The sequence below is a fragment of the Macrococcus lamae genome, assembly GCF_004359545.1.
GTDB classification, from domain to species: Bacteria; Bacillota; Bacilli; order Staphylococcales; family Staphylococcaceae; genus Macrococcus; species Macrococcus lamae.
Window position 1 is genome coordinate 1 of the sequence record NZ_SCWB01000011.1, and the last position, 20,283, is coordinate 20,283.

The window sequence follows — 20,283 nt, forward strand, 5'->3', positions numbered from 1 at the left end:
GTTATTACGTAATTACATCAGTAAAAAAATGGATGATCGCTACCTCTGTTTAGGTGTTTTCAATTTTTAAATTTTCGTAGAAAATAAAAGTTCAGAAAATTCTGTATTTATTTATGCAACACTAGTGAAATGATATCTAAAATTTAATTATATTATCTCATATCATTGCATATTTTATGACTTAAACAAATAAAGACTAATAATTTAATTCGCTAAATATTAAGTACTCCTTTTTTTACTTTTCTCTACGGTAAAAATTAAAAAAGTACATTCGTTTTGAATGTACTTAGTTTTATTTATGGTAAGCCTGCCCCTTCATAATTCTAAAACTTCTATACAACTGCTCAAGCAATATCACTTTCATCATCTGATGGGGGAAGGTCATTTTGCTGAAGGAGAGTTTGTAGTTGGATCTTGCGCTGACGGTCTGATGCAGGCCGTTTGAGCCGCCGATGATGAAGGTTAGGTGGCTTTTGCCGGTGTTCATGTTATTTTCGATGTGCTGTGAGAGTTCGACTGAATCCAGTTGCTTGCCTGCGATTTCAAGCGTATAGACATAGCTGTCGTCTTTGATTTTTGATAGGATGCGCTCCGCTTCTGTGTGCTTCGCGATTTCAATGTCTTTATCACTCATATTATCCGTATCTTTCTCGTCCTGCACTTCGATTAGCTCTATCTTCGTATAGGCACCGAGTCGCTTTACGTATTCATCCACTGCCTGCTTCCAGTACTTTTCTTTTAACTTACCCACAGTTATTAAGGTTATTTTCATATATATTCATCCTTTTTGTATGACTTATCCTAGTTATCCACAAGTTATTCACTTATTCACATTTCTCAATCCTTATTTTACACTGATTTAATAATTTATTGTAATTTTTATTTACATAAAGTCTGCATAAACATAAAAAAAGACGCCCATTTTACTGGACATCTTTATACATTGTGGATAACTCTCGTTTTACCCACAGAGTTATCCACTATTTTCTGTGAATTACTTGTAAAGGTTGTAAACTACAGTTCATAAATCATTGTCGCAAAGTCTTTATCCGTATCATACAGTACGACATCATTCCGCGTATCTATATCATGCTCGTTCAGCACTTGTTCTACACTCATACGGGCCAAATCCTTCATATTATTATCCCGTGACAAATGAGAGAGATAAATCCGCTTCGTCGATCCTGTAATCACTTCGCGCATCGCATAAGCCGCATCTTCATTTGAGACGTGGCCTTCGTCGCTGAGTATACGCTGTTTCGTCTTCCATGGATATCTGCCCATTCTCAGCATATCGACATCGTGGTTGCTTTCAAAGATGAAGCAGTCACTGCCATGGATCATGCCCTTCATACGGTCTGATACATATCCTGTGTCCGTAATCAGCGACAATTTTTTATGGTCGTTATGAAAGATATAAAACTGCGGATCAACAGCATCATGAGAGACGCTGAATGACTCGATATCGAATCCTGCGATTGATTTTGTTTCGTATGGGTTGAAGATGAATTTCTGGTCGGACGGTATATTTCCGTCTTTACGTTCAATGGCTTGCCATGTGTTCTCGTTCGCATAAACTGGCAAGTTGTATTTTCGTGCAAGTACACCGAGTCCTTTAATATGATCGATGTGTTCGTGCGTCACAAGTATGCCGTTGACATCTTTAATGTCACGGTCTATCTGGTTAAACAGTGCTTCCATCTTCTTGCCGGTCAGACCGACATCAACCAGCAGCGCCCCTTTGTCACTTTCGACATAAGTCGCATTTCCGGTTGAGCCGCTTGCCAGTACAGACATTTTTATCAACTTAATCACTCACTTCATTACTTCAATATAGTTTCTTCAGGCTCCAGTGCATCCACATAGAACGTTTCACGTTTTTTGTCATTATGAATGATAGCTACCTGCCACGTTGGTTTCAATACTTGTCCTTCAATATTCGGGCTGACGGAATAATAGCCAAGTCTGACTGCTGATACTTCATCTCCTGAGTGAAGGACATTCTGGTAATAGAGTGTCTCTATTGCCTCTTTCGGCTTAATGACCTGCTTCTTCTCGTTATTTTTACCGAGACCTATTTGCAGATCATCGAGATACGTCTGTTTGAACCTTTGAACTTGATGATCTTCATCATATTTAAAGACTATCTGTGCTGTTTCGTTATTCAGAATCGGGTACTTATCAAATGTCTGTTCATAGTAGATTCGTTTATTCTGACGATCAATGCCGCTAAGAATGTATTCCATACCATGAAAAGGTTTGTCTTTAATGAAACTGTCCAGCGACTCAATGATAGACTGAGCTTCTATTTCTGGAATAGTGATTGCTGCATCAACTTTATCGCTTAAAATAGTTGCTTTCTTTTTATCTTTAGTGTCTTTATGGAATACTTTGCTTCTTCCGGACACATAACTGAGCTTCACACCTTCTGTTGAAGGCAATTTCGGAAGCTTAATATTTTCCTTTTCAAACGATAGTGTTTCTTCGTGCTGTGTATCAATTGTATGCGACTGCTGCACTTTTTGATAGTAAATAAAGCCAAGACAGACATTCATTACGAGAAAGACAAAGATGAAGAGGGAGCTTGCATGTTTCCAGTCCACTATTTCAGCCTCCCATCTTCGAATTTCTTCCATTCCCCTTTATAGTTAACGTACCAGTTCGGTTCAAACAAGAGCGTTGACTGTATTTGCAGATCGCTCGGCTCAGAGATCTTCATCTCATAACCGATCAGTAAATGCGTTACTTCTTCAAACTGGTAATGTTTATTTGAAGCAAGTGCGAACCTTACTTGTTCAGCACTGGGAAGATTTTTAGTGGTTGTTGTTGACGGGACTGCGACGCTCGTCGATAATAACCCCCGGCGATATTCGTATATTTCTTTGTCTCCCCATGTCACGTTAATCTCCGATAACCCCGAGTTATTGAAAACAGGAAGTCCGCTTAAGAACATCTGATAGTCTATGGAATTATTTTCGTTATAAACAGAAAACAGTCGGTAATCATCAGTAAATCCACCGTGCTTGCTGATGAAACTGAATGATTTGACCAAATTATTATAAGGTTCTCGTTTAACACTGTCTGTCTGCGATAAGTTGTTATATTTATATATGGAGTTCTGGGTAATGGATACGACTCCTGTATTACCGAAGTAAGTTGTCGAGCCATTTTTACGAGTGCGCTCGATTACGTGTTCCTTTTCATCAAGCACTGCATTGTTGATATCTTCAACATTAATTCTATCAGCCATATAACGATAGGTTTTTGCATGCTTTGCATTCGACGGCGCGTAAACATTAGTTTTTTCGTCTGTTGTAATCTCATTAGTAATAATTCCTGAGTATTTAATCATCTGCTCATTATATTGGTTTAACAGTTTGTTGAACGGTTTACTTTCAGCATTCGTCTGCACTTTCAACATCTTCTTATCAGATATTAAGTAAAGTATCAGTTCGGAATGACTTTCACTGTCAATGATGAGTCGGTTGAACATGTTCCCATTTGTCAGCTTATTGTCTAAATCCAATACACTCGTCAAATACATCGCATTCGGCATATTGACCGTAAAGTCGAAAATGACATAACGATTAGCAATGTCACCTGATAGTTTGTTGTCAAGCAGCGACATTTTTTCAACTTTACTGCCCGCTATATAATTTGTCAGGTCCATAATGGCATCTGAATCAGATGTTCCTTGGACATTTTGTTCACTATAGGAAATGATCTGAAACGGCATGAAAATACTTCTGATATTATCGTTGTTTCTTGGACCGATTGTTGGTATTTTTTCTTCAATAGAAGATTCCACATTGGTCAGCTCAGGTGTATAATTCCATATTTTATATGTGAGAACGATGCTAGAAATAATCAGACTGAAAAGTATTAAGCTTTTCAAAACATCTTTAAACATCCCAATCACCATCATCCAATACTTCACAAGGAAGTGTGATATAGACTGACGTGCCTTGTCCTTCTTTACTGTTAGCCCAGATTCTTCCGTTATGAGATTCAACAATTTCTTTACTGATTGCAAGACCAAGACCTGTACCGCCCATGTTTCGTGTTCTTGCCTTATCTACACGGAAGAATCGGTCAAAAATCTTATCCACTTTATTGAGTGGTATACCAATCCCATTATCTTTAATTTGGATCGTCATACGGTTGAACAGCATATTCTGTTTCACGTGGAATTCTACCTTTTTTCTACCTTTTGAGTACTTCAATGCATTGGAGATGACATTATCGAATACTTGGGTCATTTTATCGGGATCGATTTCAACGAATATACCTGCTTTAGGAATATCACGAACAAATGTCGCATTTTTACCTTCTGACATCTCAAAACGATTGATAATCTTATGGATGAACATATTAAAATCAATGAGTTCTTTGCTTAACACTTCTCCTGAATTATCCATTTTGGACAATTGCAGCAGATCATTCACAAGACGTATCATGCGGTCCGTTTCTTCACGTGTCACTGTCAAAAACTGGGGTGCGAGTTCAGGATTTTGCCAAGCGCCTTCTTCAAGCGCTTCAATATAGCTGCGCATTGATGTTAAAGGTGTCCGAAGTTCATGTGATACGTTTGCGACAAACTCACGACGTTCATTTTCAACATGATGCTGTTCTGTCACATCGTGAAGAACGGCAATGTAACCATTGATAAACCCTGTATCCTGGATAATCGTGGAAAAACTCGTTCTGACAATCAGGTGTTCTTTCTCATTGACATCCATAATAATGCCGCCCGAATTGTCCTGCAATTCTTCCAGAGAATAATGCTCTTCAATTTTAAGGACGTCGAGCACGTGACGACCTTCAATTTCATCGCGGTTCATATCAAGCATTCTCAGCGCCATATCGTTGACGATTCGTACGCGTCCGCGTCTATCTGTTGCGATGACTCCGTCGCTCATATGCGTGATAACTGAATCCAGACGCCGCTTTTCACTTTCCGTGTTAGCTTGAGCTTCCTGGACACGTTTTGCCAGGTTATTGAACGTCAGAGCAAGTTCACCAATTTCGTCCCCACCATATACTTTTACACGGTTTGTATAGTTACCTTTAGACATTTCAAGAGCCTGATTACGCATATCAGCGATAGGTTTAGTAATGGTTCTCGCAATAAAGAACCCTAGTATTCCTGTAATGACAAGAGACAGCCCTGTTCCGATGATGAAAATCTGGTTGATCTTATCAAGCTGTTGATAAATAGTTTCTATCGTGGATTCCACATGGATGACACCGATGACTTTATCGTTGACATTGACTGTTTCATTCATCACCCAGACTCGCTCTTTTGTTGTTCCGACATTGCGCAGTTGAATTCGGTCATTGCCGCTGCCAAGTGATAGTGCTTTCTGTATTTGTGTATCATTATTCTTTTGAATCGACGGCACTGCGTTATTATTTTTACTGGAGGCGACAATTAGTTCGTCACTATTGATTACTCTAATTTCGTCTATATCAGAGCGCGACTCACCAATACCTGAACGAGAAGAATACTCATCAATAATATTCTGAATTTCACTTTCTGCGTTATCATTGCTGCCACTATCCTGATATGCCTTTTGAATATCATAATCAATCTGTTTGACTTGACGTGTAATATTATTCTTGAAGTTATCTGTCAGCTCTTTTTCAAGATTGTTCGTAAAATATAGACCGATGATCTGCATACCAATAATAATCAGCAGAACATAAATCAGTACGAGTTTGATATGGAGTGATTGTAGACGCTTTAAAAACTTCTTCATCATTTATTCCTGTGACTGCAGAAAATAACCCACACCACGTCGTGTGACAATATATTCCGGATGAGAGGCATCGTCCTCAATTTTTTCTCTTAATCTTCGAATCGTGACATCGACTGTACGAACATCACCAAAGTAATCATATCCCCACACCGTCTGGAGCAAGTGTTCCCGCGTCATCACCTGGCCGATATGCTTTGCGAGATAATGAAAAAGTTCAAATTCACGATGTGTCAGTTCAATATCCTGACCCCGTTTCTTAATGGAATAGGCATCTGGATAAACAGTAATATCCCTAATGACGATATCGTTTGTTTCTTCTTTTTCCTCAGACTGAGCCTGTGTATAATGACGTCTGAGATTAGCCTTAACCCGGGCAATCAGTTCTCTCGTGCTGAACGGTTTTGTGACATAGTCATCAGCTCCCAGTTCAAGACCTAATACCTTATCGATTTCTGAGTCTTTCGCTGTCAGCATAATAATCGGCATATCATATTTCTTTCTGACTTCACGACATACTTCCATGCCGTCACGTCCGGGCAGCATAATATCAAGCAGAACGATATCCGGCTGCACTTCATAAATTAATTCAACCGCATCATCACCGTCATAGGCTACGGAAACATCGTATCCTTCTTTTTTCAAGTTAAATTCCAATATATCAGCAATCGGTTTTTCATCATCAACTATAACGATTTTCCTCGACATTACATAACCTCTTTTCATAATAGAGTCTATAATTATATGCTACCTTTTAATTTAACATTTTTTTAGAAATTTTTCTATCAGCCATTCTCGGGCACAAAAAAAGATATGCATCAGATGCATATCTAGAAAAGCGGTCCCGACCGGGATCGAACCGGCGATCTCCTGCGTGACAGGCAGGCATGTTAACCGCTACACCACGGGACCTTAATATGATTTTAATTAGTGACCCCTACGGGATTCGAACCCGTGTTACCGCCGTGAAAGGGCGGTGTCTTAACCGCTTGACCAAGGGGCCTTAAATTTTCAGCACAAGATTGATTATAGCATGAGTATAATTCAGCTGGCAAGCGTATTTAGAAAATTTTTAGTATAATAAATAATATACATATTTAAACGAGAGTGAGGTGTATTTATGATCGATATTTCTCCAGAAAAATTACATAAAAAGCTCCCACTTCGGGAGAAAATCAAACGGTTCATCATGATTACAGCAGGTGCCATACTGATGGCCATTGCCCTCGAACTATTTCTTGTACCTAATCAAGTGCTGGACGGTGGTATTGTCGGTATATCCATTATGTTCAGTCATCTACTTCATCTACCACTTGGTCTATTCATCTTCTTATGTAACTTACCTTTTTTCTTCTTAGGTTATAAACAAATCGGTAAATCTTTCGCAATTTCCACTATATACGGCATTGTTGTACTTTCAATTGCAACAGCTATTCTTCATCCTGTTCCTGCGTTTATTGATGAAAAGTTTCTCGTCACTATATTCGGCGGAGCTATACTCGGTATAGGTGTCGGGCTTGTTATCCGTTACGGTGGTTCACTGGATGGCTCTGAAATACTTGCTATACTTATCAGTTCTAAGTCTCCATTTTCAGTCGGAGAGATCGTCATGGTTATCAACTTCTTTATTTTCATTGCAGCTGGATTCGTCTTCACGTGGGAGTCAGCGATGTATTCAGTGATTGCCTATTTCATTGCTTTTAAAGCGATTGATATTGTTCAGTTAGGGCTGGATGAGTCAAAGTCTGCCTGGATTATCAGTGACCATTATGAAGAAATCGGCGATGCTATCACAGACCGTTTAGGACGCGGTGTGACTTATTTATCAGGCGAAGGGGCATACACAGGCGAAGGTAAGAAGATTATCTTTGTCGTTATCACACGACTTGAAGAATATAAGCTTAAAGATATCATCAATCATTTTGATGACTCTGCCTTCGTTGCTATCGGTAATGTATCAGAAGTAAAAGGCGGCCGCTTCAAGAAGCGCGATATTCACTAATTACTACTCTATTATGATTAAATACAAAAAATCCTGAAACGATATCGTTCGTTTCAGGATTTTTTACTTGATAAGCATCACTTATTTCTTCCAGAGATCTTCAAGTAGATTCGTCTGATTACGGTCTGGTCCTACTGAAAAGATAGAAATTTTCACATCGCACAGTTCAGAAATGCGTTCCAAATAGCGACGGGCATTGTCAGGCAGTTCTTCCATTGACTTACATGCTGTGACATCTTCTTCCCATCCTGGCAGCTCTTCAAAGATAGGTTTACAGCGGTTCAACTCATTCAAATTCGCTGGATATTCTGTTATTTCCTGTCCATCCAGCTCGTATGCTGTACAGATTTTTACGGTTTTAAGACCTGTCAGTACATCGATTGAGTTAATCGATAAATCTGTAATACCACTTACACGACGTGAATGACGTAGTACGACTGAGTCGAACCAGCCGACACGTCTCGGACGACCAGTAGTTGTCCCGTATTCACGACCGACTTCACGGATATGATGGCCATCTTCGTCAAATAGTTCTGTCGGGAATGGACCATCGCCGACGCGTGATGTATAAGCTTTACATACACCGATGACGCGGTCAACGAATGTCGGTCCGACACCTGTACCAACTGTCACATTGCCAGCAATTGGATTACTTGATGTAACGAATGGATAGGTTCCGTGATCAATGTCGAGCATGACGCCTTGCGCACCTTCGAACAATACTTTCTCATCTGCCTGGAAAGCATCATCCAGCACTTTTGCTGTATCTGTGACGAATGATTTCAAGCGTTGTCCTGCGGCAAAATACGGTTCAAAGATTTCTTCAAATGTAAATCCTTCAGCACCGAACATTTTTTCAAATAATTCATTTTTAGCATTTAAGTTGTCCTGCAGCTTCACTCTGAATGTTTCTTCATCCAGCAGGTCAGCAACACGGATACCGATACGCTGAACTTTATCGACGTAAGCCGGTCCAATACCTTTTTTAGTCGTACCAATCTTGTTATCTCCGCGTTTTTCTTCTTCCAGCGCATCCTGCTTCAGATGGTAAGGCAGAATGACTTGTGCACGGTTAGATATGCGTAAGTTATCTGTAGAAACGCCGCGCGCATTCAATGCATCTAATTCTTTCAGTAACGCAACTGGATCAACAACGACTCCGTTACCAATCACTGATAATTTATCTGAATAAAAAATACCAGAAGGTACTAAATGTAATTTATATATTTCACCGCCGAATTTAATCGTATGACCTGCGTTATTTCCACCTGAAAAACGTGCAATCACATTTGCCTGTTCCGATAGGAAGTCTGTAATCTTACCTTTTCCTTCGTCTCCCCATTGTGTTCCAACTACTACGATAGATGACATCCTTGCACCTCCAAATTTAATCAACCTTAGTTATTCTATCAATGAATGATATAAAAATCAAACGAAATCCGAACGTTTCAAATGTAATTTTTGATAGAGCAGTCAAGATTTAATGGTTATTATTAAACAGCTGTAATCGTTGGTATATAAGAAATGATAACGATAATAAGAAAATTTAATATACAGACAAACCATATGAAGTCTATACAAAAATAAAATAAAAAACGTACTTTTTAATAATAATATTAAAAAAAGTACGTTTTTTAAAAAGTTGTTGCTAATATAATTATTACTAATCAGTAAATCAGCCTTCAAGGCCAGAATATTCGTAACTGATATCAGTGAATTTATTGTACTGTTTCATAAAGTTAAGCTTAACAGTGCCTGTTGGACCGTTACGCTGCTTGGCGATGATGATCTCAATTTCACCGTTCTCATCCTGCACGCCTGCATCAACTACGCCGTCTTCTCCGTCCTCACCATTACCGCGGTTATAATAATCATCGCGATACAAGAAGGCAACGATATCAGCATCCTGCTCGATTGACCCGGATTCACGGATATCACTCATCATCGGTCGCTTGTCCTGACGCTGCTCTACACCACGAGAGAGCTGACTGAGTGCAATCACCGGACATTCCAGTTCTCTCGCCAGAGCTTTCAGCATTCGTGAAATTTCAGATACTTCCTGCTGACGATTATCCGAACTTCTTGAACCCGATCCTTGAATCAACTGTAAATAATCAATCAGTATCATGTCAAGTCCATGTTCCTGCTTCAACCGACGGCTCTTCGCCCGAATGTCAGTAATACGGATTCCCGGTGTATCATCGATATAAATATTGGTTTTAGCAAGCTTACCGATAGCAACCGTAAATCGGTTCCAGTCCTCATTTTCCATCGTTCCGGTACGCAGACGGTTCGAGTCGACATTGCCGGTACTGCAGATCATACGAGTCGCAAGCTGGTCAGCTCCCATCTCCAAAGAAAAGATGGCGACAGAATAGTCATTATTATGAGTAGCCACTTGCTGTGCGATGTTGAGTGCGAATGCTGTTTTACCGACTGAGGGACGAGCGGCAATAATGATTAAGTCATTTCGGTTGAAGCCGGCTGTCATTTTATCAAGATCGCGATACCCTGTCGGTATGCCAGGTGTCTGCCCCTGGTTGCGGTCAAGTTCTTCAGCATTTTCAAATACTGTCTGAAGGATTTCTTTAATATATTTGAAACCGTCAGTTCCTCGTGAGGCTGAAATCTCCATGATGCGTTTCTCAGCGTCACTGAGCAGCGATTCTAGTTCAAGCTCATTATTATAGCCATCTTTAGCTATAGAATCAGCGACTGTAATCAGTTGTCGTTTTACAGCATCCCGAAAGACAATTTCGGTATAAAAATCAATATTGCGTGTCGTCGGAACAATATTGGATAATTCCAGCAAATAAGCTGGTCCACCTGCTTCATCAAGCGTTCCTTCTGCTGTCATCTGATTGGTAATAGTTACAATATCTACTTCAGAGTTTTTTTCAGCAAGCGACAGCATAGCTTGAAAGATGTGCTGATGATTCTTCCGGTAGAAGTGCTGAGGCATCAAACGTTCGAGCGTCGGCATCAGCAGCTCCGGATCGATCAATATCGCACCAAGGACAGACTGCTCCGCTTCTAAATGATGGGGCATCTGCAGTGATTGATTGTAGTCTTCCATCGGTGCGCCTCCTTCTAATGTTACGCTTCAGTCACATGGACTTTCAGTGTTGCGGACACTTGATGATGAAGTTTTACGGGCACATTGGTGTAACCCAGACTTCTGATACCATCAGGCAGGTCCATTTTTCTTTTATCAACTTTAATATCATGCTGCTGCTTCAATGCTTCTACAATCTGTTTTGTACTAACGGATCCAAAAAGTCGTCCGCCGTCTCCAGCCTTGGCTGTGACACTGACTTCAAGCGCTTCAATGCGCTCTTTTAACTCTTCAGCATCAATTAAAGCCTGCTCTTTATCTTTTTCTACACGTTTATTTTGAGCTTGTAACTGTTTAAGGTTACCCGGTGTTGCTTCAATCGCATAATTATTTTTAAGCAGGAAGTTATTTGCATAACCTACCGGTACCTCTTTGACTTCACCTTTTTTTCCTTTTCCTTTAACGTCCTGTGTAAAAATCACTTTCATTATACTTCACTCCTCGAAAATTGTTCTGCGATGACCTCTTCAAGCTGGTCAATCGCCGTTCCTACTGTCATATTAGTTAACTGCACGGCAGCATTTGATAAATGACCGCCACCACCCATTGCTTCCATCACAAGCTGAACGTTGATTTCACCTAGCGAGCGGGCCGATATTCCGATCATATCGTCACTTCTTCTTGCTACAACAAACGATGCCTCAACACCGTCAAGGCTGAGTAATTCATCTGCAGCCTGAGCGACAACGACTGGATGATAGATTTCATCGTCTCTACCGTAAGCTATCGCTACTCCGTCTCTGCCAAGTTCCACTGTTTTGATAAGTTCACTACGCTTTATGTACGTATCAATATCATCTTTCAGGAAGTGCTGACAGAGAATCGTGTCTGCCCCGTGGCTCCTCAAATAACTTGCCGCATCAAATGTACGAGACCCTGTACGCAGTGTGAAGTTTCTTGTGTCTACAATAATACCGGCCAGCATGACAGTCGATTCAAGACGCGTCAATTTGTGTTCTTCCGGCTGATATTCCAGCAACTCCGTCACAAGTTCCGCCGTGGAACTTGCATAAGGCTCCATATAGACAAGCAGCGGGCTTAAAATAAAATCTTCTCCTCGGCGGTGATGGTCAATGACTACTTTACGTGATGCTTTATTCAATATATTCTCATCAATGACCATATTCGGCTTATGCGTATCTACAACAACAAGTGTCGTCCGGTTAGTCATCAAGAGCCATGCTTCATCAGAAGTGATGAAAGTTTCATTCAGTTCTGGTTTTTCAGCGATTTCACCCATAACGCGGCTCAATGTGTCATCGATGTCATGATCATTTAATACTATATAGGCTTTCAATTGATTCATCTTAGCAAATCTTGCTACTCCGATGGCTGCACCGATAGCATCCATATCCGGACGTTTATGACCCATGATGATGACATTATCACCTTCAGCTAATATATCTTTTAAGGCGTGGGAAATAACCCGGGCACGAACGCGCGTACGTTTTTCCATAGGATCTGTTTTTCCGCCGAAGAAGCGCACACCACCTGCAGAGTTTTTAATCGCTACTTGGTCACCCCCACGCCCAAGTGCAAGATCGAGACTTGATTGAGCGAGTTCACCGAGAGCAATCAGATTATCAGCACCTTCACCGATTCCAATACTTAATGTAATCTGTGTTTTCTTCTCGCGACTCTTCTCACGTATAATATCCAGCAAGTTAAATTTCGTCTGTTCAATCTGCTTAAGGATATGGTGGTTCAAGAAAATGATAAACTGGTCTGAAGAATAGCGTTTGACAAAGACATTGTTCTCCTCAGCCCAAGTGTTTATGGCCGCTGTCATCATACTGTTCATTTCTGTTCTGTTGGCATCACTCATATTCTGTGTCAGTTCATCATAGTTATCAAGAAAAATCGTACCGATGACCGGCTTTGATTCCTCGTACAATTCATAAGTTTCTACTTTATCGGTAATATCCAGGAAGTAGAGGACATTTGTCTCCTTTGAGTATCTCACTTTAAACTTGGAGTCATTGTATTGTGCAGGGACTTCTTCAACACCTGTCACTTTCAGCTGATTAAGCAGATTTGGAAAGATTTCATTGATAGAGTCGCTTAAAATCGGACGATCAATTTTGTCATTAATAAAAAGATTATGCCATTCAACATGATCTGATTCATCAAGCAGCACGACTCCGACAGGTAGCTCTGTGATGGCATACGTCTTGCTTTTTTCAACGCGTGTTGCCAGCTGCTGAAAATACCTTTCGTTTCGCTGAATACTGTTTCTCAGCACAAACGCACAGACAATGATGATTGCTATAATGATACTTCCTGCAAGTAATGCCATTAAACGATGAACAGTAAATAACAGGACTACTAGAATAAGAGCAGCCAGACACATTACTGCGAAAGGAAATACAAGTGTCTGCCTATTATATTTACGATTCATCACGACACCTCACCATACATTATAGTTTGATTCTTGCTTTGACGTTAATAATTAAATCCAGCATACCTAAAAGCTGAGTCACCGGCGCCATTATAAAGGCGAAGATAAACATCAGTATATTGATAATAACAGGGGTACGTTTCACTTTAATAAAGAAACTGATCAGTGAAATTCCTTGAATAAATATAATCCATTCTAACACATACTGTAAGTTTGTTACTATGCCGAGAAGAACGACATCTTCAGGTGACAGAAACAATTTTATAAGCACAGCAATGACGTATATATACAGCGCGGTCTTTGGTACACGCCAAAAATAAAGCGGTCTGAACTCCGGAACTGCTATTTTTAAGTTTCTTAAGAGTGGCATTACAATCAACAAGCTGATTAAACTTAATAGAAAAGCTAACAGTACGATAACACCAGGAACCTGCAGCTGCAGCTGATCAAGAGCCGTATTGAACAGCTGGATATTTTCCCGGGAAATGTTGTCTTTCCCGAGCTCTGCTTCGACCATTGTCATATAAGAATCTTTAATATTGCTGAACCATTCCTTTGTCGTTGGCATTAAATCCATCAGCTGCATGAAAATAATTGAAGCAAGTGAATAGAGACTGAGAAAAGTTGTCAAAGCAAACAACATGTATTCTTTCGAAGCTCGGGCCTCAAGCAGTCGTCCAATTAAATAACCAGCGAGCAATGTTCCGATAATTACTTGAAGAGCAAATAAATCGAAAGCTATCAGTGAAATAGTAATCACTATCCCACTCATCAAATAGAAACCACGTTTATCTTTGCAAAATAAATAGACAGCCGGCAATAACAGAAACGGTGCCAGTATGAGAATAAGTCCAGGTAACAAGTCCATTAGTAAACCGACTAACAGCATAATGGCACTAATAACTATCGTTTTAATTAAATCCAATTTCAAATCTGAACACTCTTTCTCATATAATTTTCATAACGTTTCTATTTTACAACTTATGAGCCAATACCTCAATGTATGACCATTAGACTATAAACCATAAAAAAACACACTGTCTGTAAAGACAATGTGTTCAGCGCTATCAAATGACTTTCTATTCTTCAATTGCAAGTTCAATACCTGCTTCAAACTTAACATCTTTACCAACCATTACGCCGCCTGATTCAAGAGCCTGGTTCCATGTAATGCCATATTTCTCGCGGTTGATTTTTCCAGATACGATGAAGCCAGTTACATCTCCACCTGACATCGGATTTTTCTGGACGCCATTAAACTCTACATCGAACGTTTCAGTGTGAGTTACATCTTTAATTGTTAGTTCACCAGTTACAGAAGTTTCTGATACAGAAGAAGAAACAAATTTAATTTCAGGATACTGTTCAATGTCGAAGAAATCAGCTGATTTTAAATGGCCATCACGATCTCCATTATTTGTGTCGATAGAATCAACTTTAACAGCTGCTGTTACTTGAACAGTTGATAAGTCGTTGATATCTCCAGTTGCCTGAACATCGTAATCAGTGAATTCACCTTTTACTTTTGAAACCATTAAGTGTTTGATAGAAAATTCAATAGAGCTGTGATTTGGATCTAATTTAAAGTTTGTCATGGGTTAATAACCTCTTTCTGATTTGTGTTTTATTAATTCTATATTTAATATATCAGATATAATTAATATAGTAAAGTATAAATTTTATATTAATTTTGAAATTACAAAATTTACAAAGTTATAAAATTTTATACGGATAATTTATTCATTATCAATATCATTTATGTTATGTTATCAGAATAGTCTGATTACAATTGATATGGAGGTAATTATATGAGTACATCAAAGACTGAAAGCAAGGGTATTATGAATCGCTTTTTAGATGTCATTGAAAAATCCGGGAATAAGCTTCCTGATCCAGTAGTCATTTTTATTTCTTTATGCGGCATTATTTTATTTGCTTCCTTCCTTGCAGGAATCACAGGGTTATCCGCCAAAAATCCGGCTGATGGAAAAGTTGTCCATGCGGTTAATTTACTGACACCTGATGGTTTTGTCAAAATACTGACTAAGGCTGTAGAAAACTTTGCTGCCTTTCCGCCTCTTGGTCTTGTGTTAGTAGTCATGCTCGGAGTTGGTCTGGCAGAGAAAACAGGCTATTTTGAAACAGTAATGAAATCTACTATTGAAAAAGCACCTAAGAAAATTATCATTCCTGTCATCATACTTGTTGGGATATTGGGCAATTCAGCAGGTGATGCGGCTCCTATTGTTCTTCCTCCTATAGCGGCGATGGTATTCATCAGGCTCGGCTATCATCCAATTGCTGGACTTGTCATGGCATATGCGGCAGCTCTCGGAGGATTTTCAGCAAGTTTATTAATCGGCATGACAGATGCATTGATGGTTGCTTTTACAGAACCTGCCACTAAACTTATAGATGGTACAGTAAAAGTCAATGCAGCAATGAATTACTATTTCCTTTCAGCTTCTACAGTATTGCTGTTAATCGTAGCATGGTATATTACTACAAAAATTACCATTCCACGATTTGGTTCTTACCAAGATCCCGAAGCCTCATCAAACAGTAATGATGATATTACCCCACAGGAAAGAAAAGCGATGCATCTTGCTAATTTAAGCCTGCTGTTGTCTTTATTACTGTTTGCAGCACTTGCCATTCCACAGAATGGTCTACTCAGAAATGCCGAAACTGGCAGCTTAATTGAGAATTCCCCGCTAATGGCCGGAATAGTCCCTATTATTACCTTACTATTTCTTATACCAGGTCTTGTTTATGGTTTTGTTGCCGGTACTATGAAAAGTACTAAACAATTCGCTAGTATGCTTGGAGAATCTATGAGTACCATGGGACCATTTATCGTTATCGTCTTTTTTGCAGCACAGATGCTCGCTTACTTCTCATGGAGTAACCTTGGTACTATTATTGCCATTAAAGGAGCAGAAGCACTGCAGGGACAGAATGGTGTGGTTCTAATTCTTGGTATCATCATTCTATCTGCTTCTATCAACATGCTGATTGGCAGTGCATCAGCTAAATGGGCAATACTTGCTCCGATACTCATCCCAATGCTAATGCTTCTCGGATTTCACCCGGCATTCACTCAGGTCATATACCGTGTAGGTGACTCAATCACAAACCCTATCACACCGATGATGCCTTATTTGCCACTATTACTATCTTATGCTCAGCGTTATCAGAAAGATGTAGGCCTCGGTACATTAATTGCAGCGTTAATGCCATATTCAATTGGTTTTGCTATTTTCTGGTCTATTCTTGTAGTCATCTGGTATTTACTTGGTATTCCAGTTGGACCTGGCGGACCTATTCATTTGGAGGGATAAATAATGAGTTATCAAAATTATGAGGAAAGAATTATTCAGTATCGCAGACATCTGCATGCACATCCTGAATTATCATTTCAGGAGTACGAAACAGCAAAATACATTAGAGAAATTTTAGAAACGATGGAGAACTGTGAAGTTATTCATCTGACAGAGACAGGCACTGTTGGTGTGTTCAATAAAGGTCAAGGAAAGAAAGTAGGATTACGTGCAGATATTGATGCGCTCCCTATTGAGGAAGAACGAACAGAATTTGACTTCGTATCACAAAATAAAGGAGTCATGCATGCCTGCGGACATGATGGACATACGGCCATACTACTTGGAGCTGCTCATTATATTAATGAACATATAGATGAATTTCCTAATGAAATCCATTGTATCTTCCAGCATGCTGAAGAGCTTATTCCAGGTGGCGCAAGAGAAATGGTTGCAACAGGTCATTTTGATGATTTTGACTTTATATATGGTCACCATCTAATGGCTCTTCTCGAAGAAGGACTGATTGACATTAAAGAAGGTGCTGCAAGTGCAAACTCCGATGTCTATCAAATCATCATTCAAGGTAGAGGTGGTCATGCGAGTCAACCCCATGTAAATATAGATCCTGTGCTCATAGGTTCACAGTACATCACTAATCTTCAGCAAATCGTTTCTCGTCAAATTGATCCGTTTATGCCGGCAGTTATTTCTAATACTGTATTCCAAGGAGGTCAGCTTGCCTCAGCGAATGTAATCCCGGACAAAGTGACTCTCGGAGGTTCAGTAAGGACTACAACTGTTGAGACAAGAGAGTTGATTAAGCGTAATATGGAAAAACAGCTGAAAAATCTCTGTGAAGGTGTTGGAGCTAATTACACATTTAACTATACAGATGGATATGATGCTGTAATCAATGATCCTGATAAAACAGAATTTGTACGCTCAATTGCTGAAAATTTATATCCCGGTAAAGTCGTCAGAGAATTGCCGATGATGGGTGGTGAGGACTTCAGTGCTTTTTCCAATAAAGTTCCTTCTTTCTATGCTTTCATCGGAACTGGACGTAAAGAAGGAGAATATGATGTCGCTCATCATCATCCAAGATTCGCTCTGAATGAAGATGCTTTTGAGATAGGTTACAATCTCTTTATTGAAGTAGCAAAAGAATATCGTTAAACAAAAAATCGGTTGGAATTGAATATTCCAACCGATTTTTATTGTTTGCTGCTAATGGTATAACTTATTTAATAATAGTCTGTCCGCCCATATAAGGAACTAATGCTTCTGGTACGGTAATTGTGCCGTCCGCGTTCTGATAGTTCTCAACTAATGCTGCAAAGGTACGACCGACTGCAAGTCCTGAACCGTTCAATGTATGGACGTATTCGGTTTTACTGTTTTTATCGCGCTTGAAGCGGATGTTGGCACGTCTTGCCTGAAAGTCAGTCATATTAGAGCAAGAGCTGATTTCTTTATACGCATTATAGCTCGGCAGCCATACTTCGATATCATACGTCTTAGCAGAACCGAAACCGATGTCTCCTGCACATAATGCAATGGTACGGTAAGGGATGTTCAACGTCTGAAGTACTTTTTCAGCGTGCTGCGTCATCTCTTCAAGTGCAGCATAAGAGTTCTCCGGCATTTCAAAGCGGACCATCTCTACTTTGTTGAACTGATGCATACGAATCAGTCCTCGAGTATCACGGCCGGCAGATCCTGCTTCAGAACGGAAACATGCTGTCTGTGCTGTAAATTTCACAGGGAATAAGTCTGCGTCCATAATTTCATCGCGGTAGTAGTTCGTCAGCGGTACTTCTGAAGTAGGGATTGTATAGAATCCTTCTTTCTCAACTTTGAACAGATCTTCTTCAAACTTAGGCAGCTGTCCTGTACCGAACATTGACGCCGCATTAACCAGCTGCGGTGTCACCATTTCCTGATAACCGTGCTGCGTCGTATGCATATCTATCATGAAATTCATCAGTGCCCGTTCAAGTCTGGCACCATCTTTAGTGAGGAACACAAATCTTGCACCGGATACTTTTGCTGCGCGTTCAAAGTCAGCCATTTTCAGCTCGTCAACGATATCCCAGTGAGCTTTCGCCTCAAAATCAAAGGTACGCGGCTCACCCCATTTACGGACTTCTACATTGTCGTCTTCGTCTTTACCGGCAGGTGTTTCATCACTTACCAAGTTCGGCAGACTCACTAACTGATTACGCAGTTCTGTGCTGACGGTATCCAGCTGATCATCAATTGCTTTAATTTCTTCGCCGACTTGGCGCATTGCTGCAATAGCGTCATCAGCATTTTCCTTGTTGCGTTTTTTAAGAGCAATTTCTTCACTTGCTTTATTGCGATTTGCTTTCAATTCCTCCGTCTTCACAGTCAGATCGCGGGATTGTTTATCCAGTTCAAGAATTTGGTCAACGATTTCGGGATTGAATCCACGCATTTCCAGTTTCTGTTTGACAAAGTCAGGTTCACTTCTAAATAATTTGATATCTAACATGATGTTGCCTCCTAAAAATGTATTTTCGGTAACAAAAAAATACCACATCCCCATAAAAGGGACGTGGTATTACGCGTTGCCACCCTAATTAACAGCCTGAGCTGTTCACTCCATTAACATAACGGTTAGACCGATTACCCGCTTCATTCGGATAGATTTCATTTCCTGTATTCATCAGTTCTCACCAGCCACTGACTCTCTGAAGCATACGTTAGAAATTACTTATTCCCGGGTAATAGACTATTTAATTAATCCTATCTTATCAAATGAACTTTAGATGTGCAACTGAATCTGTTAGACTATCTGTATTCATATTAAAGGAGACTATCATGGAAACTATATCGCGCATCACTATTCCTCAGAGAGAAAATGAATCTCACAAAGGATATTATGGCCGGATACTACTGATCGGCGGCAATCAGAACATGGGAGGTTCCATTATGCTCAGTGCTCGTGCGTGTGTCTACAGCGGAGGTGGCTTAACGACAGTGGTCACCCATCAGTCAAACCACACGGCACTTCATTCACGCTGTCCAGAAGCCATGGTCAGTGACTTATCAGATATTAAGCGACTGAGTAAGCTTGTAGCAGATGCAGATTGTATTCTTATCGGTCCAGGGCTTGGTCTTGATTTCCAAGGAAATAATACATTGACATTCCTCTTCCAGCATATTAAAAACAATCAGACTGTTATCATCGACGGAGATGCTATCACTATATTAAGCAAATTAAGACATCCGCTGCCGGACTGCAACATTATCTTTACACCGCATCAGAAAGAATGGGAACGACTAAGCGGTATTGAGATTGATGATCAGACACCTGAACGTAATAGAGCGGCTGCTCAGGAACTCGGCGCTCAAGTCGTATTAAAGAAACATAATACTGAGCTATACTTGAATTCTGGTGATTACCGCATCGAAAAAGGGAATCCTGCGATGGCTTCAGGTGGAATGGGTGATACATTAGCCGGCATCATCGCAAGCTTCGCCGGCCAGTTTGAGATTGAAGAAGCAATAAAGAAAGCCGTGTTTATTCATAGTAAGATTGGCGATAAACTGGCACAGGATATGTATGTCGTTCCTGCCTCTAAAATTATCGACGAGATTCCTTATATGATGAAACATCTGGAAGAAGAATAGTTAATAAGAAAACCGGATAGACTTATAAGTCC

17 protein-coding genes, 2 tRNA genes and 1 other annotated feature are annotated in these 20,283 nt (G+C 40.0%); of the genes, 4 read left to right on the plus strand and 15 right to left on the minus strand.

Going from position 1 to position 20,283, the window contains the following annotated elements; translation table 11 throughout:
• Positions 1 to 292 precede the first annotated feature (292 nt).
• The 8 genes from rlmH to ERX29_RS06960 all read right to left on the minus strand — a co-directional run bounded on the left by rlmH (position 293) and on the right by ERX29_RS06960 (position 6,759).
• Positions 293 to 772 carry a 23S rRNA (pseudouridine(1915)-N(3))-methyltransferase RlmH gene (rlmH, locus tag ERX29_RS06925; RefSeq protein WP_133443978.1) on the minus strand — a complete coding sequence of 160 codons (480 nt, stop codon included), beginning with the start codon at positions 770 to 772 and terminating at the stop codon, positions 293 to 295.
• 242 nt (positions 773 to 1,014) lie between these two features.
• Positions 1,015 to 1,815: an MBL fold metallo-hydrolase gene (locus tag ERX29_RS06930; RefSeq protein ID WP_133443979.1), complete on the minus strand. Its 801-nt coding sequence runs from the start codon at positions 1,813 to 1,815 to the stop codon at positions 1,015 to 1,017.
• 8 nt (positions 1,816 to 1,823) lie between these two features.
• Positions 1,824 to 2,603, minus strand: a complete 780-nt coding sequence (locus tag ERX29_RS06935; RefSeq protein ID WP_165981092.1) for a two-component system regulatory protein YycI — start codon at positions 2,601 to 2,603, stop codon at positions 1,824 to 1,826.
• A complete protein-coding gene (locus ERX29_RS06940; RefSeq protein WP_165981093.1) occupies positions 2,603 to 3,895 on the minus strand; it encodes a YycH family regulatory protein in 1,293 nt (430 codons plus the stop codon). Before ERX29_RS06940 ends, ERX29_RS06935 begins: the two co-directional genes overlap by 1 nt.
• A 7-nt stretch (positions 3,896 to 3,902) precedes the next feature.
• Positions 3,903 to 5,759 (minus strand): cell wall metabolism sensor histidine kinase WalK, encoded by a 1,857-nt coding sequence (gene walK, locus ERX29_RS06945; RefSeq protein ID WP_133443982.1) that lies wholly within the window; start codon positions 5,757 to 5,759, stop codon positions 3,903 to 3,905.
• A 3-nt stretch (positions 5,760 to 5,762) separates the two neighbouring features.
• On the minus strand, positions 5,763 to 6,464 hold the full coding sequence (gene yycF / locus ERX29_RS06950; protein ID WP_133443983.1) for a response regulator YycF: 702 nt from the start codon (positions 6,462 to 6,464) through the stop codon (positions 5,763 to 5,765).
• A 131-nt stretch (positions 6,465 to 6,595) separates the two neighbouring features.
• Positions 6,596 to 6,668 (minus strand) — tRNA-Asp (locus ERX29_RS06955).
• Positions 6,669 to 6,687: 19 nt separating this feature from the next.
• A tRNA-Glu gene (locus ERX29_RS06960) sits at positions 6,688 to 6,759 on the minus strand.
• A gap of 117 nt (positions 6,760 to 6,876) precedes the next feature.
• Here ERX29_RS06960 and ERX29_RS06965 point away from each other — a divergent pair.
• On the plus strand, positions 6,877 to 7,758 hold the full coding sequence (locus ERX29_RS06965) for a YitT family protein (protein WP_133443984.1): 882 nt from the start codon (positions 6,877 to 6,879) through the stop codon (positions 7,756 to 7,758).
• Positions 7,759 to 7,839: 81 nt separating this feature from the next.
• Here ERX29_RS06965 and ERX29_RS06970 read toward each other — a convergent pair whose 3' ends face one another.
• The 6 genes from ERX29_RS06970 to ERX29_RS06995 all read right to left on the minus strand — a co-directional run bounded on the left by ERX29_RS06970 (position 7,840) and on the right by ERX29_RS06995 (position 14,866).
• Positions 7,840 to 9,129 (minus strand): adenylosuccinate synthase, encoded by a 1,290-nt coding sequence (locus ERX29_RS06970; protein WP_133443985.1) that lies wholly within the window; start codon positions 9,127 to 9,129, stop codon positions 7,840 to 7,842.
• Positions 9,130 to 9,433: 304 nt separating this feature from the next.
• Positions 9,434 to 10,834 carry a replicative DNA helicase gene (gene dnaB / locus ERX29_RS06975; RefSeq protein ID WP_133443986.1) on the minus strand — a complete coding sequence of 467 codons (1,401 nt, stop codon included), beginning with the start codon at positions 10,832 to 10,834 and terminating at the stop codon, positions 9,434 to 9,436.
• A gap of 20 nt (positions 10,835 to 10,854) precedes the next feature.
• Complete coding sequence (gene rplI / locus ERX29_RS06980) at positions 10,855 to 11,301, minus strand: 50S ribosomal protein L9 (RefSeq protein ID WP_133443987.1); 447 nt, start codon at positions 11,299 to 11,301, stop codon at positions 10,855 to 10,857.
• Positions 11,301 to 13,271 (minus strand): DHH family phosphoesterase, encoded by a 1,971-nt coding sequence (locus ERX29_RS06985; RefSeq protein WP_133443988.1) that lies wholly within the window; start codon positions 13,269 to 13,271, stop codon positions 11,301 to 11,303. The genes rplI and ERX29_RS06985 overlap by 1 nt, the downstream gene beginning before the upstream one ends.
• A 19-nt stretch (positions 13,272 to 13,290) precedes the next feature.
• The gene (locus ERX29_RS06990; RefSeq protein WP_133443989.1) at positions 13,291 to 14,202 is read right to left on the minus strand and encodes a DUF2232 domain-containing protein; all 912 of its coding nucleotides are present in this window, start codon (positions 14,200 to 14,202) and stop codon (positions 13,291 to 13,293) included.
• Between the two features lie 148 nt (positions 14,203 to 14,350).
• Positions 14,351 to 14,866 (minus strand): YceI family protein, encoded by a 516-nt coding sequence (locus ERX29_RS06995; RefSeq protein WP_133443990.1) that lies wholly within the window; start codon positions 14,864 to 14,866, stop codon positions 14,351 to 14,353.
• A gap of 213 nt (positions 14,867 to 15,079) precedes the next feature.
• Here ERX29_RS06995 and ERX29_RS07000 point away from each other — a divergent pair, with 213 nt between their 5' ends.
• Both ERX29_RS07000 and ERX29_RS07005 read left to right on the plus strand, forming a co-directional pair.
• Complete coding sequence (locus tag ERX29_RS07000) at positions 15,080 to 16,612, plus strand: AbgT family transporter (RefSeq protein WP_133443991.1); 1,533 nt, start codon at positions 15,080 to 15,082, stop codon at positions 16,610 to 16,612.
• 3 nt (positions 16,613 to 16,615) lie between these two features.
• A complete protein-coding gene (locus ERX29_RS07005) occupies positions 16,616 to 17,770 on the plus strand; it encodes a M20 metallopeptidase family protein (protein ID WP_133443992.1) in 1,155 nt (384 codons plus the stop codon).
• Positions 17,771 to 17,834: 64 nt separating this feature from the next.
• On the opposite strand, the gene serS is transcribed toward ERX29_RS07005, so the two are convergent.
• Positions 17,835 to 19,109: a serine--tRNA ligase gene (gene serS, locus ERX29_RS07010; protein WP_133443993.1), complete on the minus strand. Its 1,275-nt coding sequence runs from the start codon at positions 19,107 to 19,109 to the stop codon at positions 17,835 to 17,837.
• A gap of 54 nt (positions 19,110 to 19,163) precedes the next feature.
• Positions 19,164 to 19,355, minus strand: a binding site (T-box leader).
• Between the two features lie 83 nt (positions 19,356 to 19,438).
• Between serS and ERX29_RS07015 the strand changes: the two genes are divergently transcribed.
• Entirely contained in the window at positions 19,439 to 20,251 is an 813-nt protein-coding gene (locus tag ERX29_RS07015) for an NAD(P)H-hydrate dehydratase (protein WP_133443994.1), read from the plus strand.
• The last annotated feature ends 32 nt before the right edge of the window (positions 20,252 to 20,283 follow it).

What these genes read in the sequence shown, in the direction of transcription:
- ERX29_RS06970 (WP_133443985.1), bottom strand. Translation starts at nt 9,129, where the DNA reads ATGTCATCTATCGTAGTAGTTGGAACACAATGGGGAGACGAAGGAAAA.
- ERX29_RS06995 (WP_133443990.1), bottom strand. Translation starts at nt 14,866, where the DNA reads ATGACAAACTTTAAATTAGATCCAAATCACAGCTCTATTGAATTTTCT.
- rlmH (WP_133443978.1), bottom strand. Translation starts at nt 772, where the DNA reads ATGAAAATAACCTTAATAACTGTGGGTAAGTTAAAAGAAAAGTACTGG.
- ERX29_RS06965 (WP_133443984.1), top strand. Translation starts at nt 6,877, where the DNA reads ATGATCGATATTTCTCCAGAAAAATTACATAAAAAGCTCCCACTTCGG.
- yycF (WP_133443983.1), bottom strand. Translation starts at nt 6,464, where the DNA reads ATGTCGAGGAAAATCGTTATAGTTGATGATGAAAAACCGATTGCTGAT.
- rplI (WP_133443987.1), bottom strand. Translation starts at nt 11,301, where the DNA reads ATGAAAGTGATTTTTACACAGGACGTTAAAGGAAAAGGAAAAAAAGGT.
- serS (WP_133443993.1), bottom strand. Translation starts at nt 19,109, where the DNA reads ATGTTAGATATCAAATTATTTAGAAGTGAACCTGACTTTGTCAAACAG.
- dnaB (WP_133443986.1), bottom strand. Translation starts at nt 10,834, where the DNA reads ATGGAAGACTACAATCAATCACTGCAGATGCCCCATCATTTAGAAGCG.
- ERX29_RS07000 (WP_133443991.1), top strand. Translation starts at nt 15,080, where the DNA reads ATGAGTACATCAAAGACTGAAAGCAAGGGTATTATGAATCGCTTTTTA.
- ERX29_RS06985 (WP_133443988.1), bottom strand. Translation starts at nt 13,271, where the DNA reads ATGAATCGTAAATATAATAGGCAGACACTTGTATTTCCTTTCGCAGTA.
- walK (WP_133443982.1), bottom strand. Translation starts at nt 5,759, where the DNA reads ATGAAGAAGTTTTTAAAGCGTCTACAATCACTCCATATCAAACTCGTA.
- ERX29_RS07005 (WP_133443992.1), top strand. Translation starts at nt 16,616, where the DNA reads ATGAGTTATCAAAATTATGAGGAAAGAATTATTCAGTATCGCAGACAT.
- ERX29_RS07015 (WP_133443994.1), top strand. Translation starts at nt 19,439, where the DNA reads ATGGAAACTATATCGCGCATCACTATTCCTCAGAGAGAAAATGAATCT.